This is a genomic window from Alloprevotella tannerae ATCC 51259 (genome assembly GCF_000159995.1).
Classification (GTDB): Bacteria; Bacteroidota; Bacteroidia; order Bacteroidales; family Bacteroidaceae; genus Alloprevotella; species Alloprevotella tannerae.
Window position 1 is genome coordinate 713,757 of the sequence record NZ_GG700643.1, and the last position, 23,338, is coordinate 737,094.

Below are 23,338 nucleotides of genomic sequence, written 5' to 3' on the forward strand. Positions count from 1 at the left end.
GGCATCCGAAAGGATTAGTTGTTTGCGGGATTATGAAACTTCAACATCACCGGCTTCGTGCAGGGTGCGCCTTCGTCCAAACCTACAGCGATTACGTAGTAATCTTGATCGGGCTTGCTCGGTCTGAACTCAATCGCTTCTTTGCTGCCGTTGTGCGTCAAGCCTGCTATGCCGTGCGTATTGTAGCAAAGGTGATTGATCATTTCTTCAGTAGACTCAAACTTATCTACATAAGAAGCAGGTTGTACGCTCACGAAGTAGTCGTCGTTGTTACTTACAGTCGTCTTAACAACAACGTCGCGATAAGCCGGTTCTTTTGCGAGCTCAATCTTAATTTCATTGTTAGAAGGCTTCGGAGCTGTGGTGCGATACGATTGCGTATAAATCGGCGTAACGAGTTCGCCGGCATCGTTCATACCAAATACTACGATCATCTGATCAGTATCCCAAAGAAGTTCTATCTGATTATTCGTGTAAGTGCCGGACTTCAAATCGAGCTTCATCATTTCCTGCCAAGTAGAGCCATACCAAGAAGCAAACTGCGTCCACATCGCAATGTAGTGCTGAATCACGTCGCCTGCGTTTTCGCCTGTCGTGCAGTCTTCGTAATATTTGTCGAGCGTAGAAGAGAGCGTGTAATATTTGATGCTGGGATCTTTAGGCGTAACGGTGTAATCAACGCTGCGGTTGGTTATTTTGTTGATCGCAATGCTAAACGGATCGTCAGAGACCTTACCCGTTTTCAGCGTCAGTTTGCTCACATTGCTCGGAATGTCGTTCATATCAAAAGCCAAGGCGTAGATCGTATATTCCGTTTCCGGCTTAAGCAGATCAAACGACTTCTTGTAAGAAGTTTCAGCCTCAACCGTCTTATTCTTCAGGATGTAATCCTTTACTTGGTCTTCGGGAATCTGCTGTTCAGCCGGCAAGCAAAGAGCATAGAAACGCTTTGAGTTTTCTTGCAACTCAATGTTAACGGCTATCGTCGTTGAGGTCACGAAGCGCTTTGAGAGATTTACTTGCACCTTTTCGTAGTTGGCGAAGGTGATGGAGTCAACTTCATCAGCTCGGAAGGCGAACTTTTCACCTGAAGCCAAATTTACTTTTAACTTGTAGGCCACATTCTCTTGCGCCATGGTTGCTAAACCTTGGCAAGCGGCCAGAAGGAGAAAAATATACTTCTTCATAAGATTACTTGCTGAATTTAATAGCCGTTTTATTGATCTTGAATACAAATACGCCCTTGCTGAGGTTGGCTACGTTGATGGGCGCTCCTTGCCAGTTGGCATCGCGCATTACGCACTTGCCGGCTGCGTCGTAGATGGCTACGTCGTAGCGCTTGCCCGGCTCGTTGCCCTTCACGTAAATCATATTGCTACCTGCGGGTGAGCTGATCGCAAGGTTGCTCTCGGGGAGGCGAGCATTGTCGATACCTGTAGAAAGTGCAAACATAATCGACTTGATCTCGTCGAAGTTGTAAGTATCTGCGGCTTCGCCGGTCTTTTTATTGACCTTAAGCGCATTGCCTTCGATGCGCAGATTCTTAACTTCACTGATCTTGTACGTTTTATCACCTGAAGTTGTCTTAATGATAACGTCAGACGCACTCTGCGCAAAGCAACCGGCACTTAGGGCCAATCCCATTGCGGCGAAAAGAATTCTTTTCTTCATTATATGTGTCATTTAAGTGAATGATGTGTGTATATTGTATTTATCAACTCAGCGTAAGGAGCTAAGCTATTTTTGCCTTTCTCGCAATGCAACAAATCTCGGTAAGAGCCGAGCCCGAATATAAGGGTAAATCATTGCTGTTAAAAGCAGTAGAATGCAAGCCTTCATTATCGGAGGCCTTTGTATTGTTAATCTTCAAACCTCTCTAAAACCGTAGCAAAGGTAAAAAGGATTTCTAAAAAAGAAAAAATTTTCAGCCGTTATTTTGCACTTTATAGTGTGCAAAGATGGGTTTTATCCTCACAAACTACTATTGACGGCATTAAAACTTAGCTATGGTTTGTAGCAAACTGATAGTCATCGATTCGATGATACGATTAAAAGTCTTGCCGCCAACGCAACAATGAGGCAGCGAACCTCTCCTTATGCATTCTACGCCTTGCCGAAAAGGAAATGCCAGCCCTATGTGCACACAACTTGAGGCGCTACGCTTCACGCTGCGGCGGCCACGATCTAAAGCCACCGTCGCAGGGAGCAACGGGCCTTTCTAACGGCTCGCTATCTACTACGTTTTCACAACTATAACGGCCCTTTTCCGCAAGGCTAAGTACTTGTTTTACTTACACTTAGTGACCGCAAAAATTCTCTTAGGTAACCGTAAAAATTCTCTTAGGTAGGAAAAAAAAATCTCCTTAGGGGAATTAAAATTCCCTTAGGTGGGAATTTTTACAAGGCTTAGTGCTTTTCGTTCGCTGCGGCGGAAGAAAGAAAAAATCCGTGTCGTGCATTCGACAAGCCTATGCACGACACGGAGCAATAAGTTCGAAATAATCAGCGCAACGCATCTAAGCTCCGAGGGCTAAGGATGCAAACGAACGGCGCCGATTTAGTATTTGTGGTCAGTATCTTTCAATTCTTTACGCGTCAGCGACTTTTTGTCGAGTGCGCGCCAAGCGTAGAAGATGTAGGCCAACACGAAGGGGATCAACAAAGATACGTAAGCCATCGTGCGGAGCGTAAACTCTGTAGAGCAGCTGTTCATAATCGTCAGCGAACTCTGTATGTCGGCCGAACTCGGATAGTAGCACGTATTATTATAGCCCGCCAAGAGCAACAAAGCCAGCACGGTGAGCACCACGCCTACGCCCGCCGGCCAAATGCCTCTGCGAGAAGTTTTTTTAAAGATGCAGGTCAGCACACCATAGAGCACGAGCATCACGCCAACTAAGAACGTGCCGAGCACGGCAGGCATTGCCAAGAGATTGTGGAGATACTTGTAAGCTTCAGGCGCTACTGTTCCCGTCGCAGGGTCAACGGCCAAACCGGTAGCCGTCAAGAGATAGCCTACAAACGACAAGAAGAAAAGCAAGAAGGGCACCGTATCGATCAAAATCTGACGGCGAATGCGCGGCTGCAAGTCGGCATCGTCGATGTTGTTCAAAAGATAGAGCGAGCCCAATACACGCGCCAAGAAGAATACGGCAAAACCAAGCACCCAGTTCCACACATTAAACAAGGCATCGAGGCCGTGCCAATCATTTGCCCAGCGACTGATGACCGGAACGAGCGATTTTGCGTCCATCGCACTGTGGTCTACAACGAAAGCCGAGCCCGTGAAGAACGTGGCAACTGCTGCACCAACGAGGAAAGGCCCTGCAAAGCCGTTGAAGACCAAGAAGCGGCGGAAGACGTTGCGTCCGTAAACGTTGCCGGGTTTATTCTGGTATTCGTAAGCCACGGCTTGCAAGACGAAGCTTGCGAGAATCAGCATCCAAACCCAATAGGCGCCGCCAAAACTCGTACTGTAAAAGAGGGGAAACGAGGCAAAGAAAGCGCCGCCAAAGGTTACGAGCGTCGTAAAGGTAAATTCCCATTTACGGCCCGTGGAATTTATAATCAGGGAGCGCTCTTCCTCTGTCCGCCCCAAGCGAAAGATTAACGTGTTAGCCCCTTGCACGAAAAAGAGGAAAACGAGGAGTCCCCCGAGCAGAGCTACGAGCAGCCACCAATAGTGTTGTAAGAAATCGTAAGTTATCATAGGTCTTTGCATCCTTTATTCCGGCGCGCCGCCAGCAGACATATATATATAATATATATAGCGCCTTGCGGCAGCGAATCGGGCTTCAGGAATGTTTTTGTCTGTTTATGAATTGCTTTTGAATGTATTTCGGTGAGCTTCGCCTCTCAGCAGCGGCGCAAGGTCGGCAGTTGCGACCGCGATGCGCTACGGCTGAAAACTAGGGCTAAGCATTCGCACCGTTTTAATCGGGAATTTCCTCCTGCGTACGCACAGCCTTCGTCATAATGCTGATTTCGGCGATGAGCAGCACGGTAAAGATCACCAAGAAGAGGAAGAAAGTCGTCATCACGCTTCCCACGGAGAGATCCGACAAGGCGGCACTGACGGGCAACAAGTCTTGGATAGCCCACGGTTGTCGGCCCAGTTCGGCCACAATCCAACCTGCCTGACTCGCAATGAAGACTGCCGGAATGCTCCATACGCCTATGCGATGCAACCACGTCTTCTTCGCCAGCGTACCTTTGCGCTCAAACCACCAAACAAGGATCAAGACGAGCATCAAAGCCATACCCAGACCGACCATCACGCGGAAACTCCAGAATACGAGGCCTACGGGCGGGATCAACTCGGCTTTGTCGTTGATGTAGCCGTAGCCGAAATAGTCTACGTTCTTCATCAGCGAGTCGCGCGCTACTTGTGCGCCGACCGAGTCGGTCTTCATTTTGCTGCGAAACGTCGTAAAATCAGCCAAGGCCTTTTTGCCGCGCGCCATCTTCTCAGCCGCGCCCATCACCTTTTGTCCATCGGGCGTCGTGTAGCCGTTAATGATGTCCTGCATACCGGGCACGAAACCGTCGATGTCGTGGGTAGCTAAGATAGACAATACGCCGGGCACTTCCACACCGGGCACGATCGAGAAGGCCGCACGCGTGCCGCCCTTTTCCAAGCCTTCGGCTGCGGCGAGCTTCATCGGCTGATGCTTCGCCATCTCTACGCCCGACACGTCGCCGGTAATAATCGTCAATATCGTAGCACTAATGCCGACCAGCGCGGCTACGCGGATACTGCGCAAAGCGAGCTGCTGATTGCGCTTGCGGAGCAAGAACCAGCAACTAACACCCACGGCGAAGACGGCACCTACCATCCAAGAAGACGTCACGGTATGCACAAACTTCGTCACGGCTGCGCCGGAAAGTGCCACGTCGGAAAAACTAACCATCTCGTTGCGCACCGTTTCGGGGTTAAAGCGCATACCTACGGGGTGTTGCATCCAAGCGTTGGCCACGAGAATCCACCAAGCGGAAATCGTGGCGCCGAGGCCGGTAAGCCACGTAGACGCCAGGTGAAACTTGCGGCCTACTTTGTTCCAACCGAAGAACATTACGGCAATAAACGTAGCCTCCATAAAGAAGGCAAAAATGCCCTCGATCGCGAGCGGAGCGCCGAAGATGTCACCCACAAACCACGAGTAGTTGCTCCAGTTGGTGCCAAATTCAAATTCGAGGATCAAGCCCGTAGCCACGCCGATCGCGAAGTTGATGCCAAAGAGTTTCATCCAAAATTGCGCAGTGCGCTTCCAGACTTCTCCGCCTTTCACGACGTAGATCGTCTCCATAATTCCCATAATCACGGCAAGGCCGAGCGTCAGCGGCACAAAAAGCCAGTGATAGCAGGCCGTAAGCGCAAACTGCGCCCGCGACCAGTCAAGTAGAGCTGTTAATGGTTCCATATATTCAATGTGTTTTATCTGTTGACTTATTCACTAAATTGCTGCCCACAACCTCTTCCTTTTGCTGCTCATTGAGTCCGCCCAATGCGGGGCGAAAGAAAAACAAGCGCAAAACGACAAACATCAGAAAGAGTTTGAGCAAAATAATACCCCAAAGCACGCGGCCCCAAGTCATCTGTCGGAAACCGTCTATATAAAGATGAAAGAAGCTGTTTAGGGCTTTACCTATACGTTTCATAGCGCAAAAGTACCTAAAAATAATAAACAAAGAAATTTAGAAATTAAGAAAACCATTGATTATGGTGTTTTATCGTCGCTTTTTTCGCTTAATATTGTTGTTATTTATAACGTAGACGTATGATATAGAAATTATTGCACTTAGAAAATCTCTTAATTTGTACAAATTACAAAAGTTTCGATTTCGCAAAATTTAAGACTTAAGACGCACTTTCGGGGGAGGGAATACCGTCATTGAATCTGCCGTGCTTAACTTCTCACAAAAGAGCAACAAAAATATCTCGTGACAATCTTATTTCAGCAACTAAAATCTTAGTTAAGTCAGATCATAGTATAGATTCCTATTGCCTTACAAATGATTCTAAAGTTTTCGATGTGTATTAGCGTAAAAAATCGCTCTTCATAAAACGTACAAGAGCAATGAATACTAACCTTAGTTCTCATTGCTCTTGTATATTATCTCAACTATAAATTACCCATCCTCCACTATCTCTAATTTATATGTTTAACATTAAACTTCCATATCAAAGAATTCGGATGGCAAGGAAAATATGTATCCATTTTTCTCTTTTGTTCATCAAAACCTAAATAGATAAGATAACAATAATGTGTTGTAGATGATGAAGTAATGCTACAAACACGATTAGATGAGTACATATTATGAAGCGGATATTCCGGCGCAAAACCCATGTGGTAAGGTGTATCTATAACGGGATTTAGGATATAGTCAGAATTGAATGGGAATGTTTGACAGCAATGCCGTAGTTGAGCATAATATTTCTTATGTGCCTCTATACCAAGTTGCGGAATCGGTTGAAGAAATTCTGCAAGAAACCAAGTTTTCGTCGGCTTTACCGGCAAAAGTTTCCCACCATAGCCTAAAATTACGGCATTTGCTTTCACCTCATCTGAAACTTTTGGCACTAAGAATGTAGTTCTTTCAAACTGCACAACCGAATCCGGTGAAAGATATATTTTTTCTCCGTTCTGCATGTCTATGCATAAAGCTTGAGGCTTCTCTTCTCTTTTAACTCCATTATCACATGATGTCGTGAATAAAAGCATTAAAATCAAGCAAGAAAGAAATTTCATAGTCCAACTATTGTTTTCCACAAAGATAGTGTTTTTTTTATGTGCAGCCATCCATTTAATCTTTATTTTTCTCTCATACATATATTTTTCGGTACACATTTTTCAGCATCGCTCTCTTGATTTGCTTACGGTAAGCTTGACGTAGATAGCTTGCGCTCGTGAGCGTAAACCTTTTTTATCGTGAGCGCAAGTACTTTTCATCACGAGCGCAAACCTTTGTTGTCGTGATAAAAAACGTCGGGCGTCAATGCTGCTTGGGCTAAAGTGCTGAGAGCGATGGCGTTTAGCCATTCGTCGGTGGTTTGTTTTACTGTATGCTTAAAAAATGGTAGGCGCTTCTCGTCATCATTGCTGCGCTTTGCGGCCTTTAGATGGAGGATTTTGGTCTGCATACGGAGCGGAAGCATAGGGAGATGGGAGCGGGTAGAGCTTACAATCGAGTTTGAAAGCAAGCGCTTTAGTAAAAGAATTTATAACTTTGCATCTGCATAGCCCTAAAGGCCGCTTCTGCAAGCAGCGATCTTGCCGGAAGCAAGGGATAGGGCGAGATGAGGCCGAAGCGATAGGAGCGGCACGGCGAAAACGGGCGCAACTGTGCGGCTAACGTAAGATGTGCGACTGCGCAAGGGCTACTTCAGAAAGAAAAAACCGATGAGCGGGGCTACGGATAAACTTGTAAAAGCTACATCATGATGAAAATACTGATTCTTAACGGACCTAACCTGAACTTGCTGGGCACGCGCGAACCGAATATTTATGGTACGACGTCGATGGAAGCGTGTTGTGCGCAGTTGCGCGCCAACTTTCCTTCGCTATCGTTGGTCTATGATCAAAACAATTCGGAGGGTGCCTTGATCGATCGCCTCCAACTGGCGGCGAAGGATGGCACGTGGGGCGTTGTTTTCAATGCCGGCGCTTACACGCATACGTCCTTGGCTTTGGCCGATTGCATACGGGCCATCGGTTTGCCCGTCGTAGAGGTGCACATTAGCAACGTGGCCGCTCGCGAACCTATTCGCCGCCAATCATTGATAGCTGAAGCGTGCGCCGGAACGATCTCGGGCTTCGGCATCGACGTCTACCGCCTCGGCATAGAAGCGCTGCTCGGCTTGAAGCAAACGATCACTACTCAATCAGAATAATTAAAACGTAAGTTATGTATAAGAAGACAAAGATCGTTGCGACGATCTCCGATGCGCGCTGCGACGTCGGGATGATTCAGCAATTATATGATGAGGGCATGAACGTCGTGCGGCTCAACACGGCGCACCAAGGGCCGGAAGGTATGAAGCGCGTGATCGATAATGTGCGCCAAGTATCGAGTCATATAGCTATTTTGGTCGATACGAAAGGACCTGAGGTGCGAACTACCGCTTGCTCGGCGCCCATTTCTTTTGAGGAAGGCGATAAAGTCTGCATCGTGGGCGATCCTACGCTGGAGACGACGCGCGAATGTATTGCCGTATCTTATCCGGACTTTGTCAAAGACGTGCCGATCGGGGCGCATATCTTGATCGATGATGGTGATCTGGGACTGACGGTCGATGATCGGAAAGACGGAAAACTCTATTGCACGATCGAAAACAACGCTACGCTCGGTGCGCGCAAGAGCGTGAACGTGCCGGGCAGCAGGATCAATCTGCCGGCCTTGACGGAAAAGGATAAGAGCAACATTCGCTTTGCCATTGATTATGACGTAGACTTTATAGCGCATTCTTTCGTGCGCTCGAAGGCGGACATCTTAGAGGTGCGCCGGATGCTCGACGAGGCGGGCAGCGACATACACATCATAGCGAAAATAGAAAACGAAGAGGGCGTTGACAATATCGACGAAATACTTAATGCGGCCGATGGGGTGATGGTGGCGCGCGGCGACTTGGGCATCGAAGTGGCGCAGGAGCGCATACCGGGCATTCAGCGCCACATCATTCAGCGCGCCATTAACTTTCATAAGCCGGTCATCGTGGCCACGCAGATGCTGCAAAGTATGATTCATAATCCGAGACCGACACGCACGGAAGTGACCGACATCGCTAATGCTGTATATAGCCACGCTGACGCGGTGATGCTGAGCGGGGAGACGGCTTATGGCGAATATCCGGTGGAAGCGCTGCGCGCTATGGCTACCATTGCGCGACAGGCGGAACGGGATATGGAAAAGTTCTCGCTCAGCGAGGTGGAGATTCCGCTCTCAAAGAACCCCGACGCGACGGAATTTTTTGCGAAAGAGGCTGTATCGGCAACGCATAAGATGAATTTGCGGGCTATTATTATGGATAGTTATACGGGACGCACGGCGCGCTTGGTTTCGAGTTTCCGCCCGACGACGCACGTACTCGCCATTGCTTACAAAGCCAACACCGTGCGCCACTTGGCGATCTGCTACGGCGTCTACGCCATTTATATGCCGATGAAGAGCTACGGCCACGAGTTTTTGCTGGCTGCATTGCGCAAGCTGCTTACGGATAGAATGATCCAAGAGCAAGATCGCATTTGTTATCTCGGCAGTCAGCGAAAGGAACAGAGTACGAGCTTTATGGAAATGAATATTGTGGGCAACTTGTTTGCGAAAGAAGGGCCTGAAAAACTAAAGAATTAAAAGGCGCGGCGCTTCCGTCCGACTTTCGCGAGGAGGGAAAGGTGAAGCGTCGGACACAATATAATAGCAGCGTGGCCGCAAAGAGGAGTTTGTCTCTTTTTGCGGCCACGCTTTGTGCATTATCTTTATGCGGCGGCTTATTTTACGAGCTTTTTCGTATGCTCGATAAGCCATCGGCGGTCTTCACCCTTTTCGAGGAGGGGGAGTAAGCGGTTTCTGACCTCTTCATGATAGGCGTTGAGCCAATTGATCTCAGATTTGTTGAGCATGGTGAAGTCGATAGGGCGGGTATCAATCGGACATAGCGTAAGGGGTTCGAACTTGAGGAACTTCCCAAAAGCATTTTTGCGGGCCTTAACGGCGAGCAAGACGTTTTCAATTCTTACGCCAAAACTGCCGGCGATGTAGATTCCCGGCTCATCGGTAATGGTCATGCCTTCTTGAAAGCCAATGAGGGTATCGGCACGCTTGTTCTTGCGAATCTGCATCGGGCCTTCGTGGACGTTGAGGAAGCTGCCGACGCCGTGACCTGTGCCGTGGCCGAAATCGTAGCCTTCTTTCCACATCGCCATTCGGGCTGCGGTGTCGAGTTGGAGGCCCGTGATGCCTTCAGGAAAGTGCATATCGCTCAGCGCTATGTGCCCTTTTAATACTAATGTGTACACGCGGCGCTCTTCTTGCGTGAGCGGGCCGAGGGCGATGGTGCGTGTGATGTCGGTTGTGCCGTCTTGATATTGCGCACCGGAATCAAGCAGCAAAAGTCCTTTAGGCTGAATCGGGGAAGCGGTCTCTTTTTCGGCTTCGTAATGAACAATGGCGCCGTTAGGGCCATATCCGGCAATGGTAGCAAAACTTAGGCCGCGAAATTTTTCTCCTTCGGCGCGGAACTCGGCTAATTTTTCGCCGATGGTCCACTCCGTTTCGCCGCCTTTCGGCACGGCTGTTTCCAACCAACGCAGGAAGCGAACCAAAGCCACGCCATCGCGCTCCATCGCCGCACGGAAGCCTTTGCGCTCCGCTTGGTTCTTGAGCGCACGCATCATTGCAACGGGCGAATCTACGATGGTATAATGGGTGAGCGTCTCCTTGGCCGCACGCATCACTTTACAGTTGACACCGGAAAAGAAAACGACATTTGCTTGCGCTATCTCCGCCAAAAAATATCTCCACTTCTCGTAAGGAGCTACGTCGATGTTGGCTTCTTCCAAGTTCTTCCGCGCTTTTGTGGATAAGGAGTCGACCGCAACAAAGAGCGTCGAACGCCCCGTCCGCGACAGCAGTAAATAAGCGTAGAACACAGGATTGTAGGCAATGTCTGCACCGCGCAAATTGAGCGTCCAAGCGATTTCAGATAAGTCGGAAAGGAAAAGATAATCGTATGCGCCCATTTTATTTTGCATACTGCTGTGTATCCGCTCGATTTTCTCGATCGCAGATTCGCCTGCCAGCTTCAGCGGTTGGGCTTCGATGGGCGCGGCGGGCATCGCGGGGCGCTCCGTCCACACTTCATCAAAACAATCTTCGCTCAAACCAAAATCTATCAGGCCTTCGGTGGCGAAAATCGCCTTATGAAGGCTTTCGGGCATCATTTCTTCTACGTAGCAAACTTTACTTCCTTCGGGTAAACGGGACAACCATTCGCAAGGCGTCGGTGTTTCGGCTTCTCCATCGCGCATCAGTTGGAAAGGCGTGCCGGCAAGTTCGTGCTCCGCTTGCAGGAAGTAGCGCGAATCGGTCCATAGCGCGCCATCGGTGAGCGTCAGGACAGCCAAACCGGCCGATCCGGTAAATCCTGTGAGCCATTCGCGGCATTTCCAGCGCTCTGCGATGTATTCACTATCGTGTGGATCGCTCGTAGGAACGACAAGGGCAGCCGCACCAAGTTCGCGCATTTTCTGCCGCACGATTTCCACACGTTTTGAGATGATGTTGTTCTCCATAACGAATGATTTCTTAAAGATAATGGCAACGAAAGGGCCGAAATCTGCGCCCTTCGTTCTTTATAATACCATTTATGGTTCTATCCGCCACTCCTATATCTGTTCTGACGAAGGGAGCGGCGGAATTATTTTTTACTTGATCGTCAACTTTAAAGTCTCCGTCCGGTTATTCTTGAATCGGCAAACCAGCAGAAAAATCTTATTGCGTTCAAACGGGTAGCGGAAAGTTAACGAACGGGCGTTAAGGTCCGTCTTGCGCAACTTCAAACGGCCGTCAGTCGAATAAAGACTCACGGACGACAATAGTTGATTCGCAGAAACCTCGCATAGTGTTCCGTTTATCTTCGCCTGAATCTCCATCTGCTGCGCCACGGTCGGCGCTTTTTGGATATGCGTGTCGATAAAGAAGTTCGGATAAGGGTAACCATCGTTGATTTTAGCGTCAATCAGCCAATAAGAAGCAAAATTCCAGCCGTCATAAGTCGCTGCTTGCTTCATTTCGGCCGTCGTTTTGCCTTCGCAGTTAACACTTTCGTGCGAGTAGCCGCCTACAGCCGACAATTCGGGCGCTAATTCTTTATCGTAATAACAAGAATCCACGCTCCCGCTATACGATTTCGTGCCGATGAATCCGCCGGCCAAATCCTTTTGTTCAGCTTTTACCGCGCAAGCCGCATAAGAGCGGACGACGCGTGTATCCGTATAATCCGAAGATCCGATTAAGCCGCCCACGGAAGCGCTACCCTCCACCGAAATATGGCTAAAGCAGTCTGAAACGGGCGTATCTTCATTCTTTCCTACCAAGCCGCCGACATAAGTTTGCCCTTTTATCGTCTCTTGTCCGTCGATATCCGGACTATCTATATAAGATACAAAGCTATCACTTATTTTACTATGCGTAGCATCGCCAACCAAGCCACCTACCTGGTTTCCGCCTTCGACGTTGCCCCAAAAACCGGAGTACTCAATACGACCTTTGTTCAGATAAGCTACCAAACCGCCGGCCATACGACCAATTTCTCCATTGTCAGGATTTACAATGTTCTTCACATCAGCACAAACACGGCAACCGGTAACTAAGCCATCGAGACACCAGCCCAGCAAGCCGCCGACATAATCAACGCCTTCAACTGCTCCCTTCAAGCTACAATCTTTTACGTACCCGCCATTCATATAGCCGATCACGCCACCGACAAAGAAGTGCGAAGCCTTGACGACGGCTGTTTCAAATCGTATGTTTTCTATATTGCTTTCAAAGGTGTAGCCTGATAAAGCACCCACATTCTCACTACCTTCTACCTTGAAAAAGCGGAGATGCAGATTCTTAATCGTCGCATTGTCCACATAACCGAAAAGCCCTTGGTAATCTGCATCCGGCCTGCTGCCATACAATTTATAGAAAACGTGATTGTTACCCTCTAAATGACCGCGGAAGGCCAACTTTTTAGCTATTCCATTTTTCATAAACAACCCGCCAATGGCTCTCCAGCCGTGGCCGTCATCCCAATTTCTAGTATCGCTGAAGTCAATGTCTTGCGTTACAGCAAAATATTCATCGCGCAAGTCGTTGCCCGAATTAACCTGCTGCGCAATCCAAAGGAAATGCTCCGTAGAAAAGAGCTCATAAGGATGCTCTTTTGTCCCTTCTCCATCAGGTCTTTGTGCAGCGTCATAGTAACCTTGCGCCTGTACAACTGATTGGCAAGCCACAAAGCATAAGAATAACAGCAACCAAGATCGATGTCGGCGACATACTTTTTTTATTTGCTCCATCGTCCGACTTATTTGAAGACTACATTAAACGATTTTTCAGCCGTGCGCACAATCAGCGTTTCGCCGCGCATTGAAGCCGGTACGCTAATCTCCGCCTTTTGATCCTTTACGGCTTGCATGGCGAGCAACTTACCTGCCACATTATATACAAAAACGTTCTTTGCCGTCGTCGTCACATTGATTTTTCCGGCAGTAGCATCCGTTACAATGCTTGTTTCAACAGGCGTTGCCACTTTTTGAATCGCATCTGTATATTCTTCCATCGGCACAACTTTCACGTCCAAATTGCTAATGGCCATCAAAGTCAACGAATTGTCTACATAAAAGTCACCATCCGACAAGCGATATTCCTCTCCGTTTACCAACCAATGGTGCAATTCTACTTTACCGTCCGGATTTCCTTCCGGAGCTACCTCAAAGAGAATGTGATCACCCGGTGTACAAGTCTCTCCGGAAGCCAATTCCGGACTGTCGTCCAAGTTTCTGTTCTTGCAAGTCAAGACAGCCGTCTTCGGTTGTTCATACGTCACGGTGCGCGTTTCGCCATCTTTATAGAAAAGTACGGTTAAGAAGAAATCTTCAGGCACATTATTCTTATAGAATTGGTCCGGGCGCGCCGGAAAATAAGCACCTTCGCCAAAACTCCAAGCCAAAATGTTGTAACCATCTTTAATGCAAGGATCGAAGTAAGCGCCGCGATTCTCGGGCAACAGATATGTTTTACCGTCGCTCTCAGCTTTAATGACACGACCAAAGTCTCCCTGTTCTTCCACATTGACTTCCGGTCCATTAGTGCCTTCTTCCGGCACTACAAAGGTGACGGGAACAAGCCTTACAACATCAACGACGAGCGCCAAGTTCTTCGTCACATTATTGAAGGTTTGTTCTGTCGCACTATAAGACTCGTTGATTTCCTCCATACTTGCATCGCCAAGTTTCGATTTCCATACATAGACTACGTAGTTTTGTTCCGGTACGACGCTCACTCTCAATTTACAGCCCGAATCAATGATATAAGATCCGGTGTCCTCTTCCGGCATCACTTCCTTTTCAGGATCTGAGCCAAGCGTCGTAAAAACGTGAACATTGGAATTGAGTACTTCCGATTCAAAACTGAGCGTCACTTTATTTTGTGCCGCAAGGTTCAAACTCATGCAAAAGAATGCCATAAAGGCCATGCATTTAGCGTAGATTAGTTTCATATTATTAAGATTAATGAGTAATAACCGCAAAAATACAAAACTATCTCTGATTTCCTTACTTAAGCTCCAAAATTTTAAGGTTGAAGCAGACATTTGCCCTACTTTTCCCGACAACCCATAGCATCAACAATAAATATACTATATATCAAATCAATAAAAGCTCTACCCACAAACGCTCCCCATTGCCTTAAGTTTACACTATCTTTGCATATAAATAGAAGCACAATTGATGGAATTGACCGACAAATACAAGACCTACATCCTGCTCGAGCAAGGTTTGTCCGACAATACGCGCGAAGCTTACATGCACGACGTGGAAAAACTGATCGATTTCTTACAACAAGAAGGCATAGATATCTTAAATGTAAAACTCGACGACCTGCATCGCTTCACTGAAGCACTGACCGACGTAGGCATCATGGCGCGTTCCATCAATCGCATCCTATCGGGCGTGCGCTCTTTCTATCATTTTCTCCTACTTGAAGGCTATTTGGAGGCAGATCCTACCCAACTCCTCGAATCGCCTAAAGTCGGCGCACATCTACCTACGGTACTTTCGATCGAAGAGGTTGATGCCCTGCTGGCAGTGATTGATCAGAGCACTAAGGAAGGCGCTCGCGACCACGCCATTATCGAAATACTCTACAGTTGTGGTTTGCGCGTGTCCGAGTTGTGCTTTCTCATGCTTTCCGACCTCTATCTCGACGAGGGTTTTATCCGCATTATAGGTAAAGGAAACAAACAACGCATCGTCCCCATCTCTCCCCGCGCAGTCAAAGAATTGAAAAACTGGCTACTCATCCGCCACGAAATCAATATCAAAAAGGGCGAGGAAGATTACGTCTTTGTCAGCGCCCTCCGCGGTAAGCATTTATCGCGCATTACCGTCTTTCACAACTTAAAAGTCTACGCTGCCGAAGCCGGCATCACGAAAAACATTAGTCCGCACACGCTTCGCCACACCTTTGCCACCCATTTGCTCGAAGGCGGCGCTAACCTCAGAGCCATTCAGATGATGCTTGGCCATACGGATCTCTCCACGACGCAGGTCTACACCAACATCGACCGCCGCTTTATCCGGCAGCAGATCCTCGACCACTTTCCGCGCAACAAGCATTGACTTATCCACCGTTTTTTCTTCCCGCATATATAACAATACATGTTTTCTATTTTATCTTTTAAAAAGAAAGAGAGAAATCTATGATGTACATGATAGACTGTGGAAACTGTTAATAATTTTTTGAATTGGAATTTGCTCATTTCGTTGTTCACATTTTTATTTCACTTATCCACGTTATTATCCACAGATTAAAACCTTTGAAGAATCCCTTTCTTAAAAGCATTTCCGGAAGATTGATTGCCGATTTATTCACAAGCCGTGGATAACTTTTAGTGTTGAAAAATAAAAGTTAAAAGTACGGCTAAAAACCATTCAAAATCCTATGGATAAGTGCTGCAAAACGGCTTTAATTTGTGGAAAACTGAAAGCGCAACGAGACCATCAGAAACTGTAGTTTTTCCAACCTTTATACAAGTCTTTTCAACGGGTTTTCCACCTACTTATCCACAGATTTCTGACAACGATCTATCCGTTTTTCGGCCACTCGAATTGCCACTATTTTGTTTCACCTCACGATAAAAAAGGTTTACGCTCGTGAGAAAAAGAGCTTCATCTCACGACAATAAAGGTTTGTTATCGTGATGAAAAACCGCGCCGGTCAAATATTCGGCCTTTTGATGGCCGGAAAGCGCACAAAAAAATAATGACTCGGAAGAAAAAGAAAAGCTGTAAGCCTCATCATAGGCCTTACTATTTTCTCAAATACAGAAAAGCATAAATGCCGGTAAGATGTGTTGACCGAGGTTTATGCTTATCGTGCCGATCCTCCTTGCTGGAAGGATCGAAAGCATAGTTGTCCGTTAAAAAAAAGAGAGTTGAGTCGGCTTTAAGCCTTATCGCGAAGGTTGAGCGCTTTGTTCTCCGCTGCTTCCATCAGTTGGCGCTCGCCCGGGCCTTTGTCGTTGATGCCACAAAGGTGCAAGATGCCGTGGATGATAACCCGATCAAGTTCTTCCCTATACGATATTTGGCGCTGCTCAGCATTGGTTCGGACGGTGTCCAAACTGATGAAAAGGTCGCCGCTGAGGACGTTTCCCTCCGTATAATCAAAGGTTATGATGTCCGTATAATAGTCGTGGTTCAAATATTGTTGGTTGACCTCTAATATTTTCTCATCGTCGCAAAAAATATATGCGATCTCGCCGACCTCTTTTCCGTAAGTGGCGGCTACGCGGCGCACCCAAGCCGAATTGTTACGGCGCTTGATGGGCGGCATGTTTACGTTGACGGTATTGTAAGAAATCATCAGCTTTAATAATTTGGTTGCTACACAACGTGGCAGCACGGTTGACGATGGTTTGATGCTATTAACGATTTTCCTTTCCCGACGGCTGCGTTCAGAAAAGCGAGGGTTGCTCCGGCTGCGTGCGAGGCAGCGGGCGGTTAAGGTGCTTAAAGGCCAATTCAGTGACCTCACGTCCGCGTGGCGTGCGGCGGATAAAGCCCTCTTTGATAAGGAAGGGTTCGTAAACCTCTTCGAGTGTACCCGGATCTTCACCGATAGCCGTGGCAATCGTACCTATGCCGACAGGTCCGCCTTTGAATTTGTCGATAATCGTCAGCAGAATCTTGTTATCCGTATCGTCGAGGCCGTAACGGTCGATGTTGAGTGCTTCCAAAGCAAAGTTTGCGATTTCCGGATCAATCGTTCCCGTGCCCTTTACTTGTGCAAAGTCGCGCACACGGCGTAAGAGCGCATTGGCAATACGCGGCGTTCCGCGACTGCGGCCGGCTATTTCCTTGCGTGCCTCATCTTTGAGCGGCACGCCCAAGATGCCAGCACTGCGCGTAAGAATGCTACCGATGGTCAGTGCATCGTAATACTCCAAATGCAAGTTGATGCCGAAGCGCGCCCGCAAAGGAGCGGTCAGCAATCCGCTGCGCGTTGTCGCGCCAATCAATGTAAAAGGATTCAAATCAAGCTGAATGGAGCGAGCAGCTGGACCGCGGTCGATCATAATATCGATGCGGTAATCTTCCATAGCCGAATAGAGATATTCTTCTACGACGGGTTGGAGCCGATGTATCTCATCGATGAACAAGACGTCGTGGGGCTCAAGACTTGTTAAGAGTCCGGCCAAATCGCCCGGCTTATCGAGCACAGGACCTGAAGTCAGTTTGAAACCTACGCCCAACTCATTGGCAATAATATTGGCCAAGGTCGTTTTACCCAAGCCCGGCGGGCCGTGGAGCAAAGTATGGTCGAGCGGTTCGCCGCGATACTTGGCTGCTTCTACGAAGACGCGCAAATTATCGACCACTTTCTGCTGTCCGCTAAAATCGTCGAAGCGCAACGGTCGCAAAGCGTTTTCAAAATCACGCTCTTGCGGCGTGGGCGAAGCTTGTCGGGAGCGTATGTCGAAGGTATCTTCTTGCATAATCGTAGCGAAGATACGAAGAAAATCGTAGCCATAAGGTTTGAAATCAGGTCAAACTTTATTTTGACGGCAAGAAAAGGGCGCAGAAACGGCGCAAAAGGGGGAAAATAGTTGCTGAAGTAGATTGTTTTCAGATCCGTAAAAATAGAAAACAACTTGGTGTAGAGAGCCTTTTCCGTCTTAAAAAGCGGAAGAAAAGCGGGCGCTTACGAAAAAGGCGCATTGATGCATCATTAGCGCCTCATTCGATGCTGATTTCAACGTCGGCCGTCGACATCTTTAAGACATAACGACCTTGAGCAAGGGGAATGGTTATTTCAGATTGCGCACTGAGCGTCACTTTATATACACATTGACCCGACATATTATATATATGTATCAAATCAGCCGCGCTTTGTCGGTTGGTAATGTGCGCTACGCCTTTTTCAGCCTTTACTTCTATCATAGCATGTTGAGTTTCGCTTGTTTGCTGTGCAATATCTTCCATAACTTGATGGTTTGCGTTTGAATTGCTTAAAGATTTTGTCCTTGCTTGTAGGCAAACAGCTTTCGTTTTTTCTGCTTTCTGCATTTTATCTGTGATGCTGCCATTGCCTAAGTCGCTCCGCAGCAATGGCTGACGGATGAGACTGAAAAAATCGTTGTCCGTCAGCGCACCTCAATCGATGGTAAAATCGGCCGAATGGCAGATGCTGAATCAGAAACGATTTCTCATGATAAAAGGACTTAATTGAGTGAATTGGTTGCAAAGATAAGATTTTTATAGGATAAATGGAAGATAATAAAAGAATTTATTTGCTTGATGCAGGTATAACATTGGGTTTTACCTGACAAACGCGCGGCGGCAAAAACTTATAAATTGGTAGATAAGGAGGGTATTTTTTGCGGTGCTACTTTTATTTAGTCGGGAAATAAGCGAACTTTGCCGGCCTAAAAAGAACTTTTGAAGAGATTTCGTATGAAGTATGAAGAAATAGGTTTGCCGGAAAAACGCGGCAATACGTTTGAAGGTGCAGACGGCTGCGACCCTTTGCTGGAAGCCTACATTACAGAAATGATTACGCCGGAAGACGATTACCTGCACCGCCTCTATCGCGCCACGCAGACGAAGTTGCTGCGCCCGCGTATGGCTTCCGGACATTGGCAGGGGACACTGCTGCGCTTGCTGACAAAACTCTTGCGCCCGAAGCGGGTGCTGGAAATCGGTACCTATACCGGTTACAGCGCATTAAGCATTGCGGCGGGAATGGAAGCCGACGGACTCATACGCACTTACGAGATCAATGATGAGCAAGAAGACTTCACGCGGCCGTGGCTGGAAGGTGCGCCTTATCCGCCGCGCATCGAATTGATCATTGGCGACGTCTTAGACTTGCTACCCAAAGAAAATGAGGTCTATGATATGGCCTTGATCGATGCCAATAAGCGCGACTATTGCACGTATTACGATCTCGTATTGCCGCGTTTGCGCTCGGGCGGCCTCTTGCTGGCAGATAATACGCTCTGGGACGGACACGTGATCGATCCGGCCTATGATGATGATCCGCAAACAAAGGGCATACGCGAATTTAATCGTCGCGTGGCGCACGATCAGCGTGTTGAAACCGTCATCTTACCCCTTCGCGACGGCTTAACCTTGATTCGGAAAATGTAAATGTAACGTGAGTTTGCTTATAAGGAACTATCAGAAACTGTTTACAGCCCGCCATAAATTATAAAGAACAACTCACAATCATAATTTTTTAGAGAGCCTCGCTTATACCCAACTCACGTTACAATGAAAGCCTTCCGCATCCTATTCTTTGAGGGGCGGAAGGCTTTGTTTAGGTGCAACAGTAGTTAATCAATAACCACTCATTACAGCATCACTTACTTCACTACTTTCTTTCCATTCACAACATACACACCCTTCGGCAAGTCTTTCATCTCACCGTTGAGCTTCACGCCGCTGAGCGTGTAGATGCCTTGCTTGGCTGTGGTGTCGATGGTCGGCGTGTTGATGCCCGTTGGGTCTGCTATGGTTACCCAGTCGCTTATAATCTTGTCGTCCATGCCGAAGAGGCAGTAGCCGATTGTAAAGTTGATGCCTTGGTGCTTTTTCCAGTACGCTCCGTCAGGACTGGTTATTCTGCAGCCGGTAAACTTGGGTATCTCTTTCAAGTAGCAGATGCTGCCATCGTGTTCATCATAGATGTTGCTGGCTTTCGCACGTATGGTGCAGTGGTCGAATTCCCACTTTCCGCCATACAATCCATGATAATTTCCGCTTACTTCCATAGCGCAACCGGTTACGGTGATGGTGCCCTCGGTGTCGAGTCCCTTGTTAACAATACCTAATAAACGGCCTTTCACCCTGAGCCATCCACCGTCCGAACTTATAAGGGTAAGGGCTCCGTTTGAAACATGGTACATTCCTGCGTCTCCCTCAGAGGTAATGGTGTTGTCGCCGATAAGGCGGATAGTCAAGCCATCAATATCGTTTGCGATGCCTGAACTTTCCGAGGCGCTGATGGTGGCACCGTTGAGCGTAAGGGTCTTGGTGTCGGGGTCGTAGCTTACCGTGCCTTTCACGCCGTCAATCACGGTGAGGTCGTCGTAGTTGCCAGGGTGTACCGGCCTGCCTGCAATCCAGAGGCCATACATGTGTACAGACTCGATGACCACTTTGGTTTTCACCAACTTTCCGTCCAATGCCACGCCCTTCAGCTTTTTGTCGTACTTAGCCCTCTTGGGCTGAGTAATGTCGCAGTCTGTTAACCAGAACTCTACAATGTCGCAAATGGAGGCTTCCTTTCCTTCTGCCGTTACACGCGTATACTTGCCTCTGACCTTGAGCCTGGCTTTGTCGTCGTCATGATTTCCGGCAATGCCCACGCCGCTGGCGCCGGTGCCCTTGGTATTGACAGTACAGTTATTGATGATGAGGTCGGTATGGTTTATAAAGATGGCACAGTCGCCACTCACCACATCGAGACATTGGTCGTCAAGTTCGTTTCGCTCGCTATAGATATAGAGCCATTTAGTTGAGTAGATTGCTGTACGGTCGCCCGCATCTATTTTACACTTTCCTACCACCTTGATCTTCATTTCCTGGTTAATAGAAATGGCCGAATTTTTGCTGGTCTTAATTGTGGCGTTGTCTAAAGTGAGGGTCTCGTTGTCCGGATCGTACTTCACCGTACCCTCTACGCCGTCAATCACGGAAAGGTCGCCGCAGTTGTCGGAAGTTACCTGCGTGCCGCAAATCTTGAGGTTGTACTTGGTCTGCGCCTGCGCCGTGGTGGGCAGGGCCATCATTGCAATGAACAGCGCGACGATCGCCGCGTAAGTGTTCTTAAGTAAATACTTTTTCATAATCATAATGCCTCCCCGTTGAAACTCCTTTCGGAGCGACGCCGTATCGAAGGCCCGGGCGTTAGGATTGAATTGTTTTTATGTATTGACTTTCACCAATTGAGTTAAATGTCTTTTGTCGTTCTTGGGGAGACTCATCTTGTCGCTTGCCTTGCCTCGAAGAAGATTCCGACTGCGGTGTATCACTGTTCTCACATCTTATATATAATAATCATGTAACTGCCGCGTGATTTTTCAGCCTGCCTCCCATTTTTTCGCACTTCGCCTCTTGAAGTATTGTTTCTTTTTGCAAAGTTCGGACGATTTACCCCAAACCGACTTGCTCTAATCGGACAAAAAGTTGCTCTAATCGGACATTTTCACTTTTTCCGACTTGCTCTAATCGGACATGGGCATTTTCGTAAATCGCTGATAATGAACAAAAGTACTTGAAAATATGGCTCATTTCCCAAAATATGTAAACAGTTGACAATTTCCCTTACATTAGTTTTTTGGATACTTATTTTCAATTTTTCTCCCTGCCGTTTTCAATGCAAAGCAATCAACGAAACCGCCGCCGTAAAACCTACATTTTTTAGTTCTTACCCACATTCGCCCACGACCAACCGCATTGTCGCCCGAACTGCGTCTAAATATACGCAATTTACCGTATATATTCACATAAATAGCTCACAAATTATATAAAAACATCCACATTTCCACCAAAATTACATATTACAATTCAAAATTCTATCGTTTAGCTCGCACAAACGCCGCGCAGATTCGCTCGTCAATCCCTCCATCTCCACCCAAGAAATATCTCAAAAATCCCCGATTTCATCGAATAAATCCGCAAAAACGTCGCACAATGGCGCCCGTAAATAACCCCTCGCAACCGTCCACACCTATGAACGTACTAACCTCCCACTAAAAATTGTATAATCCCCGCGCACTTTCACCGGCCAATAACCCCATCGGGGTTAGTCTTTTGGCAGGGCAGTGTTGACGCACAGCGTCAACGCTGCCTCGAATCAAGGGTTCAATGACAACCCCATAGGGTTGGTCTCTCAAAAATACCCCAATTCATATACGCGGAGCCCTTGAAAGACCAACCCTAAGGGGTTGCTCCAAGGAGTGGCTCACTAAACAGGGTTAAAGCGCTATGCACTTTAACCCTGCTCTACCAAAAGACCAAGCCTAAGGGCTTGTTTGCATGTTTTTTCCGCACTCCCATATAAACTCGCAACGGAATATGACCGATATTCCGCCTAAAATCACAAAAACTCTGCACAATCTTGCCCGCAAATAACCACATCACCGCCCAATGAATATCTCAAAAACACCCGATTTCATCGAATAAATCCGCAAAAACGTCGCACAATGGCGCCCGTAAATAACCCCTCGCAACCGTCCACACCTATGAACGGACCAACCTCCCGCTTGAAATCACATAACCTCCGCGCACTTTCACCCACCAATAACCCTCATTCTACGCTCTCTACTATAAAAATGTCAATAACTCATCCAACTTTACGTAACTTTCGCCCAATTTACTCCGCCAATAACCCCATCGGGGTTAGTCTTTTGGTAGGGCAGGGTTGACGCTTTGCGTCAACCCTGCCACAAATCAAGGGTTCAATGACAACCCCATAGGGTTGGTCTCTCAAAAATACCCTAATCCATATATGCGGAAAACCTTGAAAGACCAACCCTAAGGGGTTGCAAAACGGCGTGCCCCATTAAACAGGGTTAAAGCGCTATGCACTTTAACCCTGCTCTGCCAAAGGACCAAGCCTAAGGGCTTGTTTGCGTGCTTTTTATCTCACATGACCAAGTAAACTTGCTGCGGGATATGGCCGATTTCCCGCTTAAAATCATATAATGCCCACGCAACCTTGCCCGCCAATACCCCATTGCAACCAATGGCAATTATGAATGAGATACTTTTCTACCAAAAATCACATACTCCCTACGCGACCTCCTTTATAAATAAGCGCATCGCCGCGACCTCGCATCTGTTCATGCACCCATTTCCCGCCTAAAATCGGATCATTTCTACGCACTTCCACTCGCAATAACCCCATCGGGGTTAGTCTTTTGGCAGGGCAGTGTTGACGCTTTGCGTCAACGCTGCCTCGGATCAAGGGTTTAATGACAACCCCATAGGGTTGGTCTCTCAAAACGGCCCAATGGTTATATAGATAATACTTTATTTCCAATAGTGATGATCCGAATCAATACCGG

At 47.6% G+C, this 23,338-nt stretch carries 18 protein-coding genes; 4 read left to right on the forward strand and 14 right to left on the reverse strand.

The window, feature by feature from the left end; all coding sequences use genetic code 11:
• Nucleotides 1–14: 14 nt before the first annotated feature.
• The 7 genes from GCWU000325_RS08990 to GCWU000325_RS09020 all read right to left on the reverse strand — a co-directional run bounded on the left by GCWU000325_RS08990 (nt 15) and on the right by GCWU000325_RS09020 (nt 7,141).
• Nucleotides 15–1,187: a hypothetical protein gene (locus GCWU000325_RS08990; RefSeq protein WP_006256162.1), complete on the reverse strand. Its 1,173-nt coding sequence runs from the start codon at nt 1,185–1,187 to the stop codon at nt 15–17.
• Between the two features lie 4 nt (nt 1,188–1,191).
• Nucleotides 1,192–1,671 carry a T9SS type A sorting domain-containing protein gene (locus GCWU000325_RS08995; protein WP_040599587.1) on the reverse strand — a complete coding sequence of 160 codons (480 nt, stop codon included), beginning with the start codon at nt 1,669–1,671 and terminating at the stop codon, nt 1,192–1,194.
• A gap of 886 nt (nt 1,672–2,557) precedes the next feature.
• The gene (locus GCWU000325_RS09000) at nt 2,558–3,706 is read right to left on the reverse strand and encodes a cytochrome d ubiquinol oxidase subunit II (protein ID WP_211205534.1); all 1,149 of its coding nucleotides are present in this window, start codon (nt 3,704–3,706) and stop codon (nt 2,558–2,560) included.
• A gap of 226 nt (nt 3,707–3,932) precedes the next feature.
• Nucleotides 3,933–5,420 (reverse strand): cytochrome ubiquinol oxidase subunit I, encoded by a 1,488-nt coding sequence (locus tag GCWU000325_RS09005; protein ID WP_006256167.1) that lies wholly within the window; start codon nt 5,418–5,420, stop codon nt 3,933–3,935.
• A gap of 4 nt (nt 5,421–5,424) precedes the next feature.
• A complete protein-coding gene (locus tag GCWU000325_RS09010; protein ID WP_006256168.1) occupies nt 5,425–5,658 on the reverse strand; it encodes a DUF4492 domain-containing protein in 234 nt (77 codons plus the stop codon).
• A gap of 491 nt (nt 5,659–6,149) precedes the next feature.
• Nucleotides 6,150–6,800 carry a hypothetical protein gene (locus GCWU000325_RS09015; protein ID WP_169303833.1) on the reverse strand — a complete coding sequence of 217 codons (651 nt, stop codon included), beginning with the start codon at nt 6,798–6,800 and terminating at the stop codon, nt 6,150–6,152.
• 149 nt (nt 6,801–6,949) lie between these two features.
• Nucleotides 6,950–7,141, reverse strand: coding sequence for a hypothetical protein (locus GCWU000325_RS09020; protein ID WP_040599591.1), 192 nt, complete (start codon nt 7,139–7,141; stop codon nt 6,950–6,952).
• 300 nt (nt 7,142–7,441) lie between these two features.
• Between GCWU000325_RS09020 and GCWU000325_RS09025 the strand changes: the two genes are divergently transcribed.
• Together GCWU000325_RS09025 and pyk are read left to right on the forward strand one after the other, a co-directional pair.
• Nucleotides 7,442–7,891 carry a type II 3-dehydroquinate dehydratase gene (locus GCWU000325_RS09025; protein WP_040599776.1) on the forward strand — a complete coding sequence of 150 codons (450 nt, stop codon included), beginning with the start codon at nt 7,442–7,444 and terminating at the stop codon, nt 7,889–7,891.
• A gap of 14 nt (nt 7,892–7,905) precedes the next feature.
• Nucleotides 7,906–9,348, forward strand: a complete 1,443-nt coding sequence (pyk, locus tag GCWU000325_RS09030) for a pyruvate kinase (RefSeq protein WP_006256173.1) — start codon at nt 7,906–7,908, stop codon at nt 9,346–9,348.
• Between the two features lie 137 nt (nt 9,349–9,485).
• On the opposite strand, the gene GCWU000325_RS09035 is transcribed toward pyk, so the two are convergent.
• The 3 genes from GCWU000325_RS09035 to GCWU000325_RS09045 form a co-directional block, all read right to left on the reverse strand.
• Nucleotides 9,486–11,288 (reverse strand): aminopeptidase P family protein, encoded by a 1,803-nt coding sequence (locus GCWU000325_RS09035; RefSeq protein WP_006256174.1) that lies wholly within the window; start codon nt 11,286–11,288, stop codon nt 9,486–9,488.
• Nucleotides 11,289–11,420: 132 nt separating this feature from the next.
• Entirely contained in the window at nt 11,421–13,061 is a 1,641-nt protein-coding gene (locus GCWU000325_RS09040; protein WP_154646635.1) for a M26 family metallopeptidase, read from the reverse strand.
• Between the two features lie 8 nt (nt 13,062–13,069).
• Complete coding sequence (locus GCWU000325_RS09045; protein ID WP_040599592.1) at nt 13,070–14,263, reverse strand: hypothetical protein; 1,194 nt, start codon at nt 14,261–14,263, stop codon at nt 13,070–13,072.
• 229 nt (nt 14,264–14,492) lie between these two features.
• On the opposite strand from GCWU000325_RS09045, the gene xerD reads away from it, so the two are divergent.
• Nucleotides 14,493–15,383 carry a site-specific tyrosine recombinase XerD gene (xerD, locus tag GCWU000325_RS09050; RefSeq protein ID WP_006256178.1) on the forward strand — a complete coding sequence of 297 codons (891 nt, stop codon included), beginning with the start codon at nt 14,493–14,495 and terminating at the stop codon, nt 15,381–15,383.
• An 826-nt stretch (nt 15,384–16,209) separates the two neighbouring features.
• Here the strand turns inward: xerD and ybeY are convergent.
• From ybeY to GCWU000325_RS09065, 3 genes are all read right to left on the reverse strand, one after another.
• Nucleotides 16,210–16,629 carry an rRNA maturation RNase YbeY gene (gene ybeY / locus GCWU000325_RS09055; protein ID WP_006256179.1) on the reverse strand — a complete coding sequence of 140 codons (420 nt, stop codon included), beginning with the start codon at nt 16,627–16,629 and terminating at the stop codon, nt 16,210–16,212.
• Between the two features lie 91 nt (nt 16,630–16,720).
• Nucleotides 16,721–17,761, reverse strand: a complete 1,041-nt coding sequence (gene ruvB / locus GCWU000325_RS09060) for a Holliday junction branch migration DNA helicase RuvB (protein WP_006256180.1) — start codon at nt 17,759–17,761, stop codon at nt 16,721–16,723.
• A gap of 241 nt (nt 17,762–18,002) precedes the next feature.
• Entirely contained in the window at nt 18,003–18,248 is a 246-nt protein-coding gene (locus GCWU000325_RS09065) for a T9SS type A sorting domain-containing protein (RefSeq protein WP_169303834.1), read from the reverse strand.
• Nucleotides 18,249–18,815: 567 nt separating this feature from the next.
• Between GCWU000325_RS09065 and GCWU000325_RS09070 the strand changes: the two genes are divergently transcribed.
• A complete protein-coding gene (locus GCWU000325_RS09070) occupies nt 18,816–19,415 on the forward strand; it encodes an O-methyltransferase (RefSeq protein WP_154646661.1) in 600 nt (199 codons plus the stop codon).
• A gap of 215 nt (nt 19,416–19,630) precedes the next feature.
• Here the strand turns inward: GCWU000325_RS09070 and GCWU000325_RS09075 are convergent, their stop codons facing one another.
• Nucleotides 19,631–21,115, reverse strand: a complete 1,485-nt coding sequence (locus tag GCWU000325_RS09075) for a hypothetical protein (protein ID WP_040599778.1) — start codon at nt 21,113–21,115, stop codon at nt 19,631–19,633.
• Nucleotides 21,116–23,338: the final 2,223 nt, after the last annotated feature.